The 16466-nt window shown below is 66.7% G+C and carries 17 protein-coding genes; 6 read left to right on the top strand and 11 right to left on the bottom strand.

Annotation, left to right across the window (positions count from 1 at the left end):
• Positions 1-1166, top strand: a 1166-nt coding sequence (locus QM624_RS06330) for an FAD-binding oxidoreductase (RefSeq protein WP_415089898.1), incomplete at its 5' end; no start/stop codon positions are given.
• 116 nt (positions 1167-1282) lie between these two features.
• Here the strand turns inward: QM624_RS06330 and QM624_RS06325 are convergent.
• Positions 1283-1603 (bottom strand): VOC family protein, encoded by a 321-nt coding sequence (locus QM624_RS06325; RefSeq protein ID WP_415089896.1) that lies wholly within the window; start codon positions 1601-1603, stop codon positions 1283-1285.
• A gap of 148 nt (positions 1604-1751) precedes the next feature.
• Here QM624_RS06325 and QM624_RS06320 point away from each other — a divergent pair, with 148 nt between their 5' ends.
• Positions 1752-2090, top strand: a complete 339-nt coding sequence (locus tag QM624_RS06320; RefSeq protein WP_415089894.1) for a hypothetical protein — start codon at positions 1752-1754, stop codon at positions 2088-2090.
• Between the two features lie 4 nt (positions 2091-2094).
• Here the strand turns inward: QM624_RS06320 and QM624_RS06315 are convergent, their stop codons facing one another.
• Both QM624_RS06315 and QM624_RS06310 read right to left on the bottom strand, forming a co-directional pair.
• Positions 2095-2643 carry a GNAT family N-acetyltransferase gene (locus QM624_RS06315; protein WP_415089892.1) on the bottom strand — a complete coding sequence of 183 codons (549 nt, stop codon included), beginning with the start codon at positions 2641-2643 and terminating at the stop codon, positions 2095-2097.
• A gap of 215 nt (positions 2644-2858) precedes the next feature.
• Positions 2859-3530, bottom strand: a complete 672-nt coding sequence (locus QM624_RS06310; RefSeq protein WP_415089890.1) for an NUDIX domain-containing protein — start codon at positions 3528-3530, stop codon at positions 2859-2861.
• A gap of 68 nt (positions 3531-3598) precedes the next feature.
• On the opposite strand from QM624_RS06310, the gene QM624_RS06305 reads away from it, so the two are divergent.
• On the top strand, positions 3599-4387 hold the full coding sequence (locus tag QM624_RS06305) for a DeoR/GlpR family DNA-binding transcription regulator (protein ID WP_415089888.1): 789 nt from the start codon (positions 3599-3601) through the stop codon (positions 4385-4387).
• Here QM624_RS06305 and QM624_RS06300 read toward each other — a convergent pair.
• Positions 4356-4844 carry a GNAT family N-acetyltransferase gene (locus QM624_RS06300; protein ID WP_415089886.1) on the bottom strand — a complete coding sequence of 163 codons (489 nt, stop codon included), beginning with the start codon at positions 4842-4844 and terminating at the stop codon, positions 4356-4358. The two genes, QM624_RS06305 and QM624_RS06300, sit on opposite strands and share 32 nt — an antisense overlap.
• Before the next feature lie 172 nt (positions 4845-5016).
• On the bottom strand, positions 5017-5655 hold the full coding sequence (locus QM624_RS06295) for a dihydrofolate reductase family protein (protein ID WP_415089884.1): 639 nt from the start codon (positions 5653-5655) through the stop codon (positions 5017-5019).
• 260 nt (positions 5656-5915) lie between these two features.
• Here QM624_RS06295 and QM624_RS06290 point away from each other — a divergent pair, with 260 nt between their 5' ends.
• Positions 5916-6473: a dihydrofolate reductase family protein gene (locus QM624_RS06290; RefSeq protein WP_415089882.1), complete on the top strand. Its 558-nt coding sequence runs from the start codon at positions 5916-5918 to the stop codon at positions 6471-6473.
• A gap of 98 nt (positions 6474-6571) precedes the next feature.
• Here QM624_RS06290 and QM624_RS06285 read toward each other — a convergent pair whose 3' ends face one another.
• The 6 genes from QM624_RS06285 to QM624_RS06260 all read right to left on the bottom strand — a co-directional run bounded on the left by QM624_RS06285 (position 6572) and on the right by QM624_RS06260 (position 13895).
• On the bottom strand, positions 6572-7054 hold the full coding sequence (locus QM624_RS06285) for a GNAT family N-acetyltransferase (RefSeq protein WP_415089880.1): 483 nt from the start codon (positions 7052-7054) through the stop codon (positions 6572-6574).
• Positions 7055-7124: 70 nt separating this feature from the next.
• The gene (locus QM624_RS06280) at positions 7125-8600 is read right to left on the bottom strand and encodes a hypothetical protein (protein ID WP_415089878.1); all 1476 of its coding nucleotides are present in this window, start codon (positions 8598-8600) and stop codon (positions 7125-7127) included.
• Positions 8582-10579 (bottom strand): N-6 DNA methylase, encoded by a 1998-nt coding sequence (locus QM624_RS06275; protein WP_415089876.1) that lies wholly within the window; start codon positions 10577-10579, stop codon positions 8582-8584. The genes QM624_RS06280 and QM624_RS06275 overlap by 19 nt, the downstream gene beginning before the upstream one ends.
• Before the next feature lie 63 nt (positions 10580-10642).
• On the bottom strand, positions 10643-11740 hold the full coding sequence (ychF, locus tag QM624_RS06270; protein ID WP_415089873.1) for a redox-regulated ATPase YchF: 1098 nt from the start codon (positions 11738-11740) through the stop codon (positions 10643-10645).
• Positions 11741-12042: 302 nt separating this feature from the next.
• Entirely contained in the window at positions 12043-12627 is a 585-nt protein-coding gene (locus QM624_RS06265) for a GNAT family N-acetyltransferase (RefSeq protein ID WP_415089870.1), read from the bottom strand.
• Positions 12624-13895 carry a citrate synthase gene (locus QM624_RS06260; RefSeq protein ID WP_415089868.1) on the bottom strand — a complete coding sequence of 424 codons (1272 nt, stop codon included), beginning with the start codon at positions 13893-13895 and terminating at the stop codon, positions 12624-12626. The genes QM624_RS06265 and QM624_RS06260 overlap by 4 nt, the downstream gene beginning before the upstream one ends.
• Before the next feature lie 101 nt (positions 13896-13996).
• Here QM624_RS06260 and QM624_RS06255 point away from each other — a divergent pair, with 101 nt between their 5' ends.
• Together QM624_RS06255 and QM624_RS06250 are read left to right on the top strand one after the other, a co-directional pair.
• Positions 13997-15814 (top strand): ABC transporter ATP-binding protein, encoded by a 1818-nt coding sequence (locus tag QM624_RS06255; protein ID WP_415089866.1) that lies wholly within the window; start codon positions 13997-13999, stop codon positions 15812-15814.
• A gap of 238 nt (positions 15815-16052) precedes the next feature.
• A complete protein-coding gene (locus QM624_RS06250; RefSeq protein WP_415089864.1) occupies positions 16053-16442 on the top strand; it encodes a YbjQ family protein in 390 nt (129 codons plus the stop codon).
• The last annotated feature ends 24 nt before the right edge of the window (positions 16443-16466 follow it).

The following is a 16466-nucleotide window of genomic DNA, read 5'->3' as shown; positions in this document are numbered from 1 at the left end:
GGATCGCGCCGCAGAGCAGCGGGCACGGCGCCGGCCCGTTCGCCCGCACCGACCTGTCCGACGTCGTCCTCGTCCGGCTCCATGAGCTGACCGGGGTGAGCATCGATCCCGAACATCGAGTGGCGCGGGTGCTGGGCGGCACCCTGTGGCAGGCGGTTGTCGAGGCGGCCGCCGCGCACGGTCTCGCGGCCCTGCACGGCTCGTCTCCCGACGTCGCCGTCGCCGGCTACACCCTGGGCGGCGGTCTCTCCTGGTACGGACGCCAGCACGGGCTGGCCGCGCACCACCTGCGTGCGGTCGAGTTGGTGCTGGCCGACGGACGCCTGGTGCGCGCCGACGCCGAGCACGAACCCGACCTGTTCTGGGCGATCAAGGGCGGCGGTGGCAGCTTCGGCGTGGTGACCGCGCTCGAATTCGATCTGTTGCCGATCCCGGACGCCTACGCTGGGGCGCTGATCTGGCCGGCCGAGCGGGCTGCCGAGGTCGTCCACGGCTGGGCCGAGTGGACGCGCACCGCTCCGGACGCGGCCAGCACGTCGCTGCGGCTGATGAACCTGCCGCCGCTGCCGGAACTGCCGCCGTTCCTGAGCGGCCGGAAGCTGGTGGTGATCGACGGGGCCATCCTCGGCTCCGACGAGGAGTCCGTCGAACTGCTGGCGCCGCTGCGTGCCTTGAACCCGGAGATGGACACCTTCACTCGGATGCCGGCCGCGGCGCTGACCCGCATCCACATGGATCCGGAGGGCCCCACCCCGTCGGTGTCGGCATCCTCGCTGCTGGGCGCGTTCCCGGCGGAGGCGATCGAGGCGTTCCTGGCAGCGGCCGGACCCGAGTCGGGAAGCAGCGTGCTATCCGCCGAGATCCGGCACCTGGGCGGGGCTCTCAGCCGTCCGTCCGACGCGGCCCTGGCTCAGCTGGACGGGCAGTATCTGGCCTTCTTCCTGGCCATCGCGGCGACGCCCGAGATGGCGATGCAGGGCCAGCTCGACGTGAACCGCGCCGTCGCGGCACTCACACCGTGGGCGAACGGGGCACGCTTTCTGAACTTCGACGACAACCTCGTCGATGTCGCCGCCGGGTACGCGGCACAGGCATGGCAACGGTTGCAGGCGGTGCGGGGGGCCGTCGATCCGGACCGCCGCCTGTTGGCGAACCACGCGGTGTAGCAGGGGGGCCGTGGGGCCCGCGGACAGGCGGGTCCCACTCCCTGTCAGCGCCCGCTGTTGGGCGAAGGCAGTCCGGTTATTGTCGCGGCATCACCCCTAGCCCGATCAGGGTCCGGTCAGCACACACGGTTGCCGTCGGGATCGACGATCTGCAGAATCCGTGCGCCGCCGCCCGGCTGGGGGCCGTCATGGTCGATCCCGACCCTGGTGAGTCGGTCGGCCGCGGCGTCGAGCTCGGACTCCCCGAGCACAACCGTCGACTTGCCGGCCCGGTCGGGATCGGTCCAGAGCTGGATGCCGAAGGTCTGTGCGAGATGCCATTCGAGCAGGCCCGGCATCGGGCGGGCGTCCGGTGCGCGGCCGAACAGCCGCACGTACCACTGTTCAGCGCGCTCCAGATCGCTGACGGCACAGTTGGCGAGTAGCTGGGTGATCATGTCCACTCCTGACGTTGCTGAAGGCAGTCGGCGCCTTGCCGGTTGCAAGTCGCAATCACTTGAGCGTAGGCCGACTGAATGCAAAGTGCAACCGGTTTCCGGGTGGCTGTTCGCAGCGGATAGCGGCAGACCTGCTTCACTGGGAGCGATGCACTACCTCGATCATGAGAGCGGCGCCTGGTTCCTTCTCGGGCACCGGGGCGGCGTCTACCTGGACGCCCGCTACAGCTACAGCGCGCTGATCGACGATTCCGCGCTGATCCGGCTGGACGACGCCGAACTTGAGGCCTATCGCAGCGGCGGCCACGAATATCTGACCGATCTGGCCGCCCGCGTTCACAACAGTGCTCCCTACCTGGAGAGCTCTCGTTACTTCGCGAGAGATCTCTACCGCGGGCCTGAGGGCGCCATGTATCGCAAGGTGGTCGCCGACGCCATCGCCGACCACACCTGGAGCGCCGACCAACGCCGACGCGGCGCTGACTAGGGGATCAGCCCACCCATTCGCGTCTCAATAGGCCGTACACCCAGGTGTCCGACACGTCGCCGTTGACGATGCAGTCCTCGCGGAGGGTGCCCTCGCGGACGAAGCCGAGCTTCTCCAGCACCCGTGCGGACGCGAGATTGCGGGTGTCTGCCTCGGCTTGGACGCGGTTGAGGTCGAGCGTGTCGAAAGCCCACCGGAGCAGGGCCCGCGCCGCCTCGGTGGCGTAGCCGTGCCCCCAGGCGTCCTGGCTGAGGATGTAGCCGAGGGAAGCGCTGCGAAAGTCGGGATTCCAACTGCTGACGGTGCACCAGCCGAGGAAGGCGCCGCCGGACCTGTGCTCGATGACAACGCGTGCGCCGCTGCCGTCCTCGGCCATCTTTTCGCAGCGGGCCATGAAGCGCGCGATCGATGCCCGCTCGGTCCAGGGCGGCGAATCCCAGTAGCGCAACACCTGCGGATCGCTCTGCAAGGCGAAGAGATCGTCGGCATCGGCTTCAGTGAAGGGCCGCAGCAGAAGACGATCCGTCAGCAGGTTCGGGGTGGCGAGAACCATCCAGCCATCCTGGCACGCGACGTGGGCGCCACAACCCCGCAACGGGGTGGACCGAGGGTCGTGCAGATGCTTGCCTGGGGCGTGCGCCGCTTCTTCTACCGGGACTCGTCCGGACGGGTGGTCAACGTCGGCACCCACGCCCGCGAGTCGGACTGACTGGAGAGGCTGGCCAGTCGCAGCTGCTCGACAGGGCGGAGTCCGAACCCGGCACCGAACTAGGGGCGATCGCCCGGGGCGAATGGACCGTGCAGGGCCGCCCACTGCAACAGCATGATGGTCTTGCCGTCGGTGATCTGCCCCTCCCTGATCATCGCGAGCGCTTCGCCGAAGTCGAGTTCGAGCACTTCGATGTCCTCGCCCTCGTCGGCAACCCCGCCGCCCTCGCTCGTTCGGTTCTCGGGCGTGTAGGCGGCCGCGAAGAAGTGCAGCCGCTCGGTGACCGAGCCGGGGCTCATGTACGCGTCGAAGACGTGCTCGATCCGGCTGAGGGTCACGCCCAGTTCCTCGGCGCTCTCGCGACGAATGGCGGTGAGGGGGTCGTCGGCGTCCAGAAGCCCTGCCGCTGCTTCGATGAGGAGCCCGTCCGGATGATCGTTCACGTAAGCCGAAAACCTGAACTGGCGGGTCAGCAGGACCGTTCGACGCTCGACGTCGTAGGGAAGGATCACCGCGCCGTTCCCGCGGTCATAGGTCTCCCGCTGCTGGCGTTCCCAGCGCCCGTCACGTCGCCGATAGTCGAAGGTGGTGCGCCTGAGCACGTGCCAGCCCTGCGAAGTCAGCTCGACATCTCGGATCACCACGTCCGGGTTGCGGTCCAGCTCTCGCCCGGTGCGATCAAGACCGGTGCGTCCCCGATGGTCCGGGACGTCGACGCCGGGGGTCTTCATGCTGCCTGTGCTGTCGTCATGGCGGCCACCATACATGCAATAATATGGATAAACAGGAAGGAATGTGGATGCTTGCCGCTCAGCGCCGCGCCCACCTGCTCAAGATTCTTGCGGAAACAGGCAAGATCGTGGCCACGGACGCCGCGGACGATCTAGGCATCTCGGTGGACAGCATCCGTCGCGACCTGCGTGACCTGGCCGCCGAGGGGCTATGTCAGCGGGTCTATGGGGGTGCGTTGCCGACCTCGCCCGCCATCGTTGACTACGCCGCCCGCCAGAGCGTCGAGCCCGAGGGCAAGCGGGCGGTGGCCGCGAAGGCGGCTTCCCTGGTCCGCCCCGGCGGAGTACTCATCCTCGACGGTGGCACCACCGCGCTCGCGGTCGCCCAGCTGCTTCCGAAGGAACTGGAATGCACCGTGATCACCAACAGCCCGACCATCGCGTCGGCGCTGCTGCAGCATCCCCGGGCTGAGCTGTTCATGCTGGGTGGCCGGATCTTCAAACACTCCGCCGTCACCTGCGGGGCCGCTGCCGTCGAGGCCGCCCAGTACGTCTCGGCCGACCTCTGCTTCATCGGCGTCACCGGAGTCCACCCGGAGGCCGGGCTCACCACCGGGGACGCCGAGGACGCCGCGATGAAGCGGGCCCTTGCCGCGCGCGCGGCCGAGACCTACATACTCGCCTCGTCCGAGAAGATCGGCACGGCCTCGCCCTACCGTGTGCTGCCCTGGGGTCAAGTCTCCGGAGTGATCACCGATGCCAGTCCGGCCAGTGCCGTCATCAAAGAGGTCACGACCCATGGGGTCGAGATCCTGTACGCCGGTCTCAACTCTCCCGATGGTCGCGCATTGAAGTGAGGGTGAGCCGCATTCGAGGCAGAACCCGGCCGGCGATCGAGCCGCTCGCCGTCGCGCCGATTCGAACCGCGCCGTAGTGGGCGTAGAAGGGCTCCGCACCCGGATCGGCCTCGAGGGTCAGGTCGTCGAAGCCGCGCACGGTCGCTTCGCTCAGGACGTCCTTGAGCAGCAGGTCGCCCACGCCTCGTCCGATCGCATCGAGATCGACGAAGAGTGAGGCGAGTTCGCCGTGCGGTGGGGTGCCGCGCAGGCAATGGAAGCCGAGGATTCTTGGCCCGTCCACGGCAACCCTGATCGCGCCCGAAGCGCACTCATCCGGACGGACGGTCAGTTCCGCTCGGCAGGCGGCGAGGAACTCGGCGTCGTACCCCCAGTGGCTCTTCGAGCGAAGCGCCAGTTCGGTCAGTGCCGCGGCCTCCTCGGCCCGGGCCGGGCGAATCGCTACCTCGTGAGTCATCCCAAGCAGCCTATGAGGACGTGTGGCGGCCTAGGGGTAGGTGACCAGCGGTGAACGAAGAGGTTCGATTGTTGGGGAAGCGCTGGTCATTCACGTCATCCCGGGCTCTCAGGCGGGAAGGATCCCGGATCAAGTCCGGGATGACGATGGAGAGGCTTTGATCAGCCCATCCTTAGCGATTCCTGTTCCACAGTTGATGGGTCAGGCCGCTGGACGTGCTGATCGACTCGACGGTGAACCGGTCCTCCAGGCCGGCGAGGTGATCCCAGATCCGCACGCCGGTGCCCAGTACGACCGGCACGATCGCCACATGCAGGAAGTCGATGAGGTCAGCCTGGAGGAATTCGCTCACCGTCGTCGGACCGCCGCCGATCCGGACGTCCAGTCCACCGGCAGCCTGCTGCGCCAGTCGAAGCGCCTCCTCGGGCGAGGCGTTGATGAAGTGGAAGCTGGTGCCGTTGGCGAACTCGATGCTCTCGCGCGGGTAGTGGGTGAGAATGAAGACCGGCGTAAGGAACGGCGGCGCTTCTCCCCACCAGCCCTGCCATCCGTCGTCCGGCCATTCACCGCTCTGCGGTCCGTACTTGCGACGGCCCATGATTTCGGCACCGATGCCCTGCCCCCAGGTGCTGAACAATGCACGGTCCACCGTCACCGGTTCGTCGACACCATGAATGCCGTGGATGACACGGCCGTCGAATCGGGCGAAGAGCGCCCTCGCCTCGCCGATCGGCTTCTCCAGCGTCACGTAGTCGCCGGCGGCGAATCCATCGGACGACACGAACAGGTTGTGGACTCGCGTGCGCGGCATGACGGCCTCCAAAGTGCTTGCAAATCAAGAGCACCTGTACCGTAGCGCAAGGTGATTCTGATCTGCAAGCACTTGACGACGCAATGGCTGACGAGTGGTTCCTGCCGGATCGAAGATCACGCCACGTTCAGCGGTGTGACCTTCGATCTTGTCGAGATCGTGGCTGCCGGCCCCCGGTCGCCTCGATCGGACAGGAGGACGAGTACGGTGAGATCACCGCCCTCCATGAGGTCGGGGGCGATCCGGTCCTTGGAGTCGTCATGCGCCCACTAATCCTCCGCCACAGCCTGTCCCTCGACGGGTACGCCGCAGCGCCCGCAGGCGTACGCGACGACTTCTTCCTCGAGTACGACGAGGACGAGGAGTTCGTCGCGCACATGGCCACCGTGCTCGGCTCGGCCGGTGCCCACGCGATGGGTGCTCGCACCTACCGCGACATGGCCGGGTACTGGCCGTTCCAGAGAGGACCCGAGGCCGACGCGATGAACGCCATCCCCAAGGTCGTCTTCTCCCGATCGCCGATCGACACCCCGTGGGCGACGACGACTGTCTGTTCCGGGGACCTGGCCACCGAGGTTGCCAGGTTGAAAGCCCAGGACGGCGGCCCGATCCTCGCGCACGGCGGCGTGCGATTCGCTCAGGCGCTCGTCCGCGCGGACCTCGTCGACGAGTACCACCTGCTGGTCAGCCCCTTCGCCCACGGCAGCGGCAGCCCGCTGTTCACCGAGTTCACCAGGTTGCAGCTGATCGACGTCAAGTCATTCCCCAAGGGGAACCTCGCCTTGACCTACGCGCGTCCGGACGCAGTCTCTTCCTGAAATGCAGCGCAGAGCGCCTATCCCGGGGTGAGACTGCGAACTGAAGCGGAACTCGACCGCGTTGCGTCCCGCATAGTCGCTGTTTGAGTAAGCCCGTCTCATTCGGCGTCAGTTTCCGGGCGGGATATCTCGGCCACGTGATGCTCCCAGACCTCGTCTCCGTAGTCGGTCCTCCCTACGAACTGGAATCCGGTCGCACGCGCGACACCGATGCTCGCGACGTTCTGGTCCGCGATGGTGGCTGTGTAGAGCGCGGCGCCGGGCCAGACACCAGCGGTGAGGATGCGGGCGACGGCTTGCTTGGCGACACCCTTGCCGCGGAAGGAAGCGATCACGAAATAGGCGAGTCCGACACGGCCGGCATCGTTGTCGGCGTCCACGAATCCGACCAGGACACCGTCGAGTTCAATCAGCCAGGCCCGGCGGTCGGGCCCGAGGAGAGGTGCAAGACGTGTCCGCGCTCGCCCGTAGAAGCCGCCGAACTCCGCAGTTCCCTGCTGATCGCCGCAGACCAAGCGCTCGAGTGCAGCAAGTTGCTCATCCTCGGTGACAGGAATGAGCTCCAGCCGCATCCCCGTCATGACTGCGACATCCCTTGCGCCAGAGCCGCCACGAGGTCAATTCGAGAACCGGAACTCCACCCACTCGCAGTCACGCATCGGCGTGAAGCGGGCGAAGCGAACCATGCCGACCAGTCAGGGCGGAGACGGCGTTCTCGGCCGCCTGAACGGCTTCAGTCTCCAGACGGTCAGCCTGGGCACCAAGCTGCGTGGCTTCATCACTGAGATCGGCTATGGCCTCTTCCTGAGCCGAATCGAAGCGCGGTATCAATACCTCGCGAATGTCCGGCGGATCGAGGTGCGGCACCGAAGTACCCGAGGCATAGCGGACCACGCGTGGCCTGCCGTAGTCAACGTGGTTAAGGACTGTCTGAAGGTAACCAGTTCTAGCTTTGGCCTCGTCGGGGACGATACGGATCAGGTCTTCGCTCCCGAAGGACCCGGCATGGTTTTCATTGAGAACCATCGTCCTGCCCAAAAGGCCGTACGTCTGCCCGGAGCGAGCCATGATCATCTCCCCGGGGCGAAGCATGTACACCTCGGCATTGTCGAGGAGCCCAGCGTATATGCGCTTGGTGACGGCCGGGTTGACGTCGAACAACTCGCCCGCCGACCTGTACGTCGTGCCGTTCGGCCCGAAGTACCGCTTGAATCTCGGTGACATCGTGACGGACTCGACCAGGTCGGTCAGTGGCTGGGCGTAGGCAGCAGCAGCCTGGACGAGTTGCTCCACCTGCAGCACATCGGAGCGATAGAACTGGCCCTCGAAACGGCGTCTCCCCGAGGTCAGCGACGACGCGCTCACTCGAGTCGAGAACGATGTCTCCAACGGAATCTGCTGCGGGTTCACTAGACGCACGTACGCAGTGTCCGCTTCCGCCTGGAGTCGGCGAGAGGACTGCCGCAGCCGCAGAGCCTTGGTCGCCTTGGCGCTGATTCGTTCCCTGATGTTCGCCTCGGGCATCGCTACGGGCATGTCGAGCACATGCCCGGGCTCCAGGTGCTTGATCATGTGGCCGTACTGCGAGCTTCGAGCGATCGCGAAGAACGTCGGGGTCTTCATATAGGCGTAGAGCCAGCCGTAGTCGGCTCCGTCGAGAGGCACCACGCGCAGCAGGTCGTGGGTGATCACCTTGTCGAGGTGCTCGTCGTAAACGGCTGTCACTCGGCCGACTTCGCCTGAGCAGGACATCATGATCCAGTCGGGTTCGAGATAGCGGCTCTCGGCACGCGGAACCATGGCGGTGGCGAGCCACTTGCGCACACGTGGCTGTCCCTCGAACACCTGCCCAGCGGAGAGAAAGGGCAAGCCCTTCCCGTCCTCGACCGGGTATCCCTTCAAGCGATTCGGCTGCCACACGTGCGCCATCAGCGACATCGAAACGGTCGACGGCAGCACCTCGAGCCCCTGCCTGAGCCCGTATCCGTCCGTCAGAAAAGTGGATGCCTCAAGACGACGGCTGCCATGCCTGAGTACGCGTGAGCTGACAGGGGCCCACAGGACATCTGGAGCGAGATCGTCGCCGACGGGAGCCGGTGTCGAGATCTTCAGAGCGTTCTGAGCCATGCCCTGAACTCCTCCGCGATTTGCTGGGTGTTGTCGTCGACCACTCGTTCCTTGGCGAGGTGCGCCTTCTCTTCACCGTCTCCATCGGCCGCGGTGGTGACTGCGTCCTCGGTCTCCTGAACGATCTCGAAGCCTTGGTCATCGCGCATGAAGATCGCATTGCCGCGCTTGTCATGGCCGATGTGGTCGCAGACCGCCATGAAGATGTCGTAGTCGTTGATGCGGCCGGCCGCGATCTCCTCACGCACCTGCCGCTCGGTCTTCCGCTGCAGAACGAGCACCGACGTCTGCACGCTGGTGCCGGGCTGGAACGTGTCCGGATGCAGGTCGACCGACGCGAGGATGGTGGCGTAGGTCAGGATCCACTGCCGCACGAATCCGAGGCTCGGGCTCCCCAGGATGCCGTCCGGGAGCACCAGGGCGGCGCGCCCCGTTCCCGGCTTCAGAAGCTGGATGCAGCGCTCGATGAAGAGGATCTCTGGCGGACGTGAACTGGTCTTGGTGGTCTTTACCCAAACATCGTGCTCGTCGTCGTACTCCCAGTGATGGCCGAGATCGAACTGGTCGAGGATCGTAGGGTCGTCAATCGGAATCTTCGACCCGAACGGCGGATTCGTCAGGATCACGTCGACCGAGCCGACGAGATCCCGCTGCCGCAGGTCCTCGGTCCACCGGGTGGGGTTGTCGAGCGAATTCGCTTGGAACAGCCCGCCGGAACCGTCGTTGTTCATGACCATGTTCATCTTGGTCGCGCGCACGAGATTCGGGTTGAAGTCCAGCCCGACGAGATTGTTCTCGAGGAAGTACTTCTTGCGGTTCCGGAGCGTCTCGTCCTGGAGCTGCTTGCTGCGGCCGGACTCCCGGACCTGTCGCTTGACGGTCGCGAGAACGTGGTTCATGGCCGCGATCAGGAACCCGCCCGTACCACAAGCCGGGTCCAGGATGAGGTCCTTGTCGCCCGGGTCCAGCATGTCGACCATCATGTTGCAGACGTTGCGCGGCGTGAAGAACTCGCCGCGATCCCCACGGAGGTTCGACCCGACGACTTCCTCATAGGCCTTGCCCTTGACGTCGACATCCGAGTCGAGGAGCGAGTACATCTGGAGTTGCGTGACGATGTACGCCAGCACCTTGGGCTCGAGTTCGATCTGCTCGGATGCCTTGAAGATCTGCGGGTACTGCTTCGTGACGGTCTCGAAGAGCTTCCCGATCCGGTTCGCGCACCGCATCAGGCCCGTCATGTTCTGGCGTTCCTTCGGAGTCGCGTAGAACTCAGGCGACGCCGAGTCGCGCTCATCCTGAATCTTGCAGAAGATGAGCTTCAGCAGTTCCCAGAACGCCTCCGGCTTCTGCATGCCCTGGTTACCGGCGATGTAGCTGTGCGCGCGGCGGAATGCGAACAGCAGCGAGTCTGAAGCGGCGGGGCGCAGCTGATCGAACCGCGGGGTGCCGGCCTCGGCCGCGTCCCCGCTGTGTGGGATATCAGGAATCTCGACTTCGACCCGCTTGCCGGAGCCGTCGACCTCGAACGCGAAGCTCGCCATGTCCTCGCCGTTGGTCCACATGCCGACTTCGACGTTCGGGCAGGCCGCCATATAACTGAGCATCTGCTCTACGCCGTCCTTCTTCATGGACGGCTTCACCTTGGCGTTCTTGCACTCGATGATGAGCCACGCCGCCGACTGGGTCTGCTCGGTGGCCTTCAGCCCGGGAGGGAAGACGACGATGTCGACGCGCACTCTGCGGCTACCGAACTTGATCGGGAACTCGACTCGAATGTCAGTCTTGTCATACCCGTACTCGCGAACGAGCGACTTCAGGATCTCCTGCCGGACGTACTCCTCCGGGGTGTCCTGGCGGAGCGTGACTCCATCGATAAAGTCGAGGACCTTGCCCGGTGGGACGATGGCGAATCCGCCGTGTGGTGCGACGCTCTGAATACTCACGTTGCTCTCTTTCGTTTCCGCCTCGATCGTCATCCGATCATCGTCGTTTCGACCAGTGTGAAGTGGGCACCGACGCCGCGACGTCGGCCAGAGCCGCTACTTCTTGCCCCCGCTCCCAGCCGTTCCTCCGTGCCTGAACTCCACCACGTCGCCGTCCGCCATCACGTAGTCCTTGCCCTCCAGCCGGACCTTGCCGGCGGCCTTGGCCTGCTGCATGCCACCCAGCTGGATCAGGTCGTCGAAGGACACCACCTCGGCCTTGATGAAGCCCTTCTGGAAGTCGGTGTGGATCACTCCGGCGGCTTCGGGGGCGGTGGCACCCTTGCGGATCGTCCAGGCGCGGGCCTCCTTGGGGCCGGCGGTCAGGTAGCTCTGCAGGCCGAGGGTTTCGTAGCCGACCCGGGCCAGCACGTCCAGGCCGGGCTCGTCGATGCCCATCTCGACCAGGAACTCGCGGGCCTCGTCCGGCTCCATCTCGACCAGTTCGGACTCGATCTTGGCGTCCAGGAAGATCGCTTCGGCGGGCGCCACCAGCTCGCGCATCCGGTCCAGCAGCGCGGTGTCGGTGAGTTCGTCGGAGTCGCAGTTGAACACGTAGATGTACGGCTTGGCGGTGAGCAGGAACAGCTCGCGCAGCGGCTCGCGGTCGACGCCCGCGGCGTAGATGCCGCGTCCGGAGTCGAGCACCTGCTGCGCGGCCTGGACGGCGGCCAGGGTCTCGCGCCGGTCCTTGTTGATCCGGGCTTCCTTCTCCAGCCGGGGGAGTGCCTTCTCGACGGTCTGCAGGTCGGCCAGCATCAGCTCGGTGGTGATCGTGTCGATGTCGTTGCCCGGGTTGACGGCACCGTCGACGTGGGTGACGTCGGGGTCGCGGAACACCCGGGTGACCTGGCAGATGGCGTCCGCCTCGCGGATGTTGGCCAGGAACGCGTTGCCCATGCCCTCACCCGCCGACGCACCCTTCACGATGCCGCCAATGTCGACGAAGCTGACCGTGGCCGGGACGATCCGTTCGGAGCCGAACAGCTTCGCCAGTTGCGGCAGCCGCTCGTCCGGCACCCCCACCACCCCCACGTTGGGTTCGATGGTCGCGAACGGGTAGTTCGCCGCCAGCACCTCGTTGCGGGTGAGCGCGTTGAACAGGGTGGACTTGCCCGCGTTGGGCAGCCCGACGATGCCGATTGTCAAAGCCACGCCGGACAGCGTAGTGGCGCGGTCGATGGTCGCCGTGCCGAGGCCTGGTTCCGGGAATCAGGGCCGGCGCGTGTGGATTCGGGGTCGGTCGTGCGGGGCTGTCCGCGGATGGGTGCGGAGGGGCCTCGACAAGCTCGACCAACGGTGGGTGGTTTGGGTCTCGACAAGCTCGACCAACGGTGGGTGGTTTGGGTCTCGACAAGCTCGACCAATGGTGGGGCGGTTGAGGTCTCGACAAGCTCGACCAACTGTGCGGCTTGGGGTCTCGACGAGCTCGACCGATGGTGGGGGACGAGCGACAGTTAGCGTTGCCGCAACCGGGCGGTCAGCCGCTCCTTCACCGGGGGCCACTCGTCGGCGAGCATGCTGTACATGACCGTGTTCCGGATCGAGCCGTCGCGTCGCAGCTTGTGGTGCCGCAGTTCGCCGTCCTTGCGGGCGCCGAGTCGTTCGATGGCGCGCTGGCTGGCGAAGTTCTCGTTGTCGGTGCGCCAGCCGACGACGCCGGCGTCCAGGGTCTCGAAGGCGTGGCCGAGCAGCAGCAGTTTGCAGGCGGTGTTCACGTGGGTGCGCTGCACGCTGCGCCGGTACCAGGTGTAGCCGATCTCGAGCCGGTGCACCTCGGGCGCGATGTCGTGGTAGCTGGTGCTGCCCAGCACGCGTCCGGCTTCATCGAGCACCGCGAACGGCACCCGGTCGGGAGTCGCCAGAGCCTCGGCGATGTAGCCGGTCTCCTGCCCCGGCTCCGGCGCGCTGGTCACTCGCAGTGTCCACAGCTCACCGTCGGCGGCGGCGTCCGCCAACCCTGCGGCATGCCCCAACTCGAGCGGCACCAGCCGGACGCCCCACCCGGCCAGGCTGACCGGCTCGACCCAGCTCTGGTTCACCGCCGTCCGAGCGGCACGTACGGACGCCGCTCAGAACCGGTGTAGATCTGCTTGGGCCGGATGATCCGCTGATCGGCATCGGTCAGCTGCTCCTGCCAATGCGCGATCCAGCCGGCCGTCCGCGGCACGGCGAACAGCACGGTGAACATCTCGCTGGGGAAGTTCAGCGCCTCGTAGATCAGGCCCGAGTAGAAGTCGACGTTGGGGTAGAGCTTGCGCGAGACGAAGTACTCGTCGTTCAGCGCGATCTTCTCCAGTTCGAGGGCGATGTCGAGCAGCGGATTGGTGCCGCGCACCTCGAACACGTCGTCGACGGCCTTCTTGATCACCTTGGCCCGCGGATCGTAGTTCTTGTAGACGCGGTGGCCGAAGCCCATCAGCCGGCCCTTGCCGTTCTTGACGCCCTCGATGAACTCGGGCACCCGGTCGAGGCTGCCGATCTCGCGCAGCATCCGCAGCACCGCCTCGTTGGCGCCGCCGTGCAGCGGTCCGAACAGGGCGCCGATGCCGGCCCCGCACGAGGTGTACAGATCGTTGCCGGACGAGGCCACCGTCCGCACCGCCGTGGTGGAGCAGTTCTGCTCATGGTCGGCATGCAGGATGAACAGCACTTCCAGCGCCCGGACCAGCCGCGGGTCGGCGCGCCAGACCCGCTGCTGCGACTGGAACAGCATGGCCAGGAAGTTCTCCACGTAGCCGAGTTCGTCGCTGGGGTAGACGGGGTGGCGTCCGATCGAGTGCCGGAAGGCGGCCGCCGCCAGGGTGGGCATCTTGCCCAGCAGCCGGAAGGCGTTGAGCTCGCGCGACTCGGGGTCGGAAATGCGGCGCGACGAGGGATAGAAGGTCATCAGCGAGGCCACCGACGCCATCAGCTTGGCCATCGGGTGGGCGTCGTAGCGGAACGCCCGGATGATCTCGTGCACGTTCTCGTGGACCAGGCGGTGCCGGTTGACCTGGGCGTCCCAGTCCTCGAGTTCGGACGCCGACGGCAACTCGCCGTTGATCAGCAGGTAGGCGACCTCGAGGAAGGTCGAATGCTCGGCCAGTTCCTCGATCGGATAGCCGCGGTGTTCCAGGATTCCGGCGTCACCGTCGATGTAGGTGATCGCGCTGCGGCAGGCTGCCGTGTTCACGAATCCGGGGTCGTAGGAGGTGAGCGGGCCACGGTCGGTCGGGACGGCGGACAGCCCGGTCGCACGGATGGCGCCCTCCGCGATCGGCAGGTCGCCGGTGTACTCACCAGCGCTGAGGTGCAACGTGTCGGCCATGCTCGCACCCTATGCAGACAGCCCCAACCCCCGTGGGAACGCCGGAGTCTGAGACCGGGCGGGGCGGCTAGCCTCGCCGTGAACTGGCGAGAGGGGCAGTCATGGAGATGGCAATCGAGCGTGGGCCGGCCCGGATCAATCCGGACGACCGTGCCCAGCTGGCCGAGTCGCCGGTGTCGGCCCGCCGGGTGCTGGGGCTCTTCATCGGCGATCGCGGACGGCTGATCGTGCTGACCCTGACCATCGTGGCGACCTCGGTGGCCGGCCTGGCCCAGCCGTTCCTGGTCCGCGCGGTGATCGATGTCGCCCTGCCGCAGCAGAACACCACCCTGCTGGTCTGGTGCGTGAGCGGCATGGTCGCGGTCGCCGCCGTCACCGGACTGCTAGGGGTGACCCAGACCTGGCTGGCGACCGAGGTCGGACAACGGGTGATGCATCGGCTGCGGGTCGGCGTGTTCGACCATCTGCAGTCGCTGTCGTTGGACTTCTTCAAGCGCACCCGCGGCGGTGAGGTGCAGTCCCGGCTGACCAACGACATCGCCGGCCTGCAGTCCGTGGTGACGTCGACGGCGACCTCGGTGGCGTCCAACTTCACCACCGCCGTCGCCACTGCGGCAGCGATGATCGCGCTCAGCTGGCAGCTCACCCTGCTCACCGCGCTGGTGCTGCCACCGGCGATCTGGACCACTCGCCGGGTCGCCCTGGTCCGCCGCGACCTGACCGCGCGGCGGCAGCATGCGCTGGCCGACCTGCAGGAAGAGGTGCAGGAGTCGATGGGCATCAACGGCGCCATCCTGAACCGCACCCTGGGCCTGGCCGATCCCCGCTCGGCAGAGTTCGCCGCCACCTCGGAGGAACTCGTCCAGCTGGAGTTGCGCTCGCAGTTGGCCGGACGGTGGCGGATGGCCACCATGCAGATCATCTTCGCCGCCATCCCGGCGCTGATCTATCTGGTCGCGGGCTTTCCGGCGCTCACCCCGGGGCTGACCATCGGCACCCTGATCGCGTTCACCACGCTGCAGGTGGCGATCTTCCGGCCGATCATGGGGCTGCTCAACATCGGTGCCCAGTGGGTGTCGTCGATGGCGCTGCTGAGCCGGATCTTCGGCTACCTGGACCTGCCGGTCGGCGTCCCCGAGCCGTCCGAGCCGGTCACGATTGACCCGGCGGGCATTCACGGTGAGGTGCGGTTCGAGGACGTCCGGTTCCGCTACCCCGACGGCGATCGGGACGTGCTCGCCGGCATCACCCTGACCATCCCGGCCGGTGGCTCACTGGGCGTGGTGGGGGAGACCGGGTCGGGCAAGTCGACGCTGGCATCGCTGCTGGTCAGGCTCGACGATCCGACGTCCGGACGAATCACCGTGGACGGCATCGACCTGCGTGATTTCGCCGCCGCCGACCGCAGCCGGTTCATCGGCGTGGTGTCCCAGGAGACCTACCTGGTGCACGACAGCATTCGTGCCAACCTGCTGCTGGCCAGGCCGGACGCCACCGACGCCGAACTCTGGCAGGTGCTCCGGGCGACCCGGATCGCCGAGCTGATCGAGGAACTTCCCGAGGGCCTGGACACCGTGGTCGGCTCCCGGGGTCACCGGTTCTCCGGCGGTGAGCGGCAGCGGCTGGCCATCGCCCGGACACTGCTGCGCAACCCGCGCATCCTGGTGCTGGACGAGGCCACCAGCGCCCTCGACAACGACACCGAACGCGAGGTGCAGGCCGCCCTGGACGTTCTCGCCGAGGGCCGGACCACGCTGACCATCGCGCACCGGCTGTCGACCGTCGCCGACTGCGACGAGATCATCGTGCTCGACGAGGGCCGGGTCGCCGAGCGTGGCACCGAGGCCGAACTGCGGGCGGCCGGCGGCCGTTACGCACACCTGCTCGGCCGGACGACGGCGCTGGCCGACGACCAGTGACGCTCGGCACCGTTGGTTGAGCTTGTCGAAACCAAGCCTCGGTGGTCGAGCTTGTTGAGACCCCGCGGAAGGATCTCGACAAGCTCGATCAGCGGTGGCTCGCCGGTTGATCCGGGATCTCGGCAGACGCCCAGTCCGGCGCTGAGATCCCGGCGTTCGCCGGGATGACGAAGGTCTCCACTCGCTCACTGGATCTCGCCGGACGGAAGCGGCACCCGACGCGCAATACGATGCGGCAATGCTGATCGTCACCACCAACGACATTCCTGGCTACCGCATCGAGGCCGTGTTCGGCGAGGTCATGGGCATGACCGTGCGGTCGGCCAACATCGGCGCGAACTTCGTCGCCAGCTTCCGCTCGCTGGGCGGCGGCGAGGTGAACGAGTACACCCAGCTGGTCTACGACTCGCGGCAGCAGGTGATGGCCCGGATGTGGGAGCAGGCCACCCAGCGTGGCGCCAACGCGATCGTCGCCTGCCGGTTCGACACCGGCGAGATCGCCGCCCAGTTCTCCGAGGTGTGCTGTTACGGCACCGCGGTCGCCGTCGTCCCGATTCCCGAGGGCGAGCCCGGCGCGACCCCGCAGTCCATCGCCGACGCCAAGGCGCGTGCCTCGCAGATGCGGTAGACGCGCCGCGAGGCGGCGTCGCCG

Source organism: Micropruina sp. (assembly GCF_047606365.1).
Taxonomy (GTDB): Bacteria; Actinomycetota; Actinomycetes; order Propionibacteriales; family Propionibacteriaceae; genus Micropruina.
The sequence above is the reverse complement of the archived record's forward strand: the minus strand, read 5'-3'. Positions and strand labels throughout refer to the sequence as shown.

Coding starts and splice junctions, on each gene's coding strand:
- QM624_RS06300 (WP_415089886.1), bottom strand. CDS start 4,844: ATGACTCACGAGGTAGCGATTCGCCCGGCCCGGGCCGAGGAGGCCGCG.
- QM624_RS06315 (WP_415089892.1), bottom strand. CDS start 2,643: ATGGTTCTCGCCACCCCGAACCTGCTGACGGATCGTCTTCTGCTGCGG.
- QM624_RS06325 (WP_415089896.1), bottom strand. CDS start 1,603: ATGATCACCCAGCTACTCGCCAACTGTGCCGTCAGCGATCTGGAGCGC.
- QM624_RS06285 (WP_415089880.1), bottom strand. CDS start 7,054: ATGACGGGGATGCGGCTGGAGCTCATTCCTGTCACCGAGGATGAGCAA.
- QM624_RS06280 (WP_415089878.1), bottom strand. CDS start 8,600: ATGGCTCAGAACGCTCTGAAGATCTCGACACCGGCTCCCGTCGGCGAC.
- QM624_RS06260 (WP_415089868.1), bottom strand. CDS start 13,895: ATGGCCGACACGTTGCACCTCAGCGCTGGTGAGTACACCGGCGACCTG.
- QM624_RS06320 (WP_415089894.1), top strand. CDS start 1,752: ATGCACTACCTCGATCATGAGAGCGGCGCCTGGTTCCTTCTCGGGCAC.
- QM624_RS06295 (WP_415089884.1), bottom strand. CDS start 5,655: ATGCCGCGCACGCGAGTCCACAACCTGTTCGTGTCGTCCGATGGATTC.
- QM624_RS06275 (WP_415089876.1), bottom strand. CDS start 10,579: ATGACGATCGAGGCGGAAACGAAAGAGAGCAACGTGAGTATTCAGAGC.
- QM624_RS06250 (WP_415089864.1), top strand. CDS start 16,053: ATGCTGATCGTCACCACCAACGACATTCCTGGCTACCGCATCGAGGCC.
- QM624_RS06310 (WP_415089890.1), bottom strand. CDS start 3,530: ATGAAGACCCCCGGCGTCGACGTCCCGGACCATCGGGGACGCACCGGT.
- QM624_RS06305 (WP_415089888.1), top strand. CDS start 3,599: ATGCTTGCCGCTCAGCGCCGCGCCCACCTGCTCAAGATTCTTGCGGAA.
- QM624_RS06255 (WP_415089866.1), top strand. CDS start 13,997: ATGGAGATGGCAATCGAGCGTGGGCCGGCCCGGATCAATCCGGACGAC.
- QM624_RS06290 (WP_415089882.1), top strand. CDS start 5,916: ATGCGCCCACTAATCCTCCGCCACAGCCTGTCCCTCGACGGGTACGCC.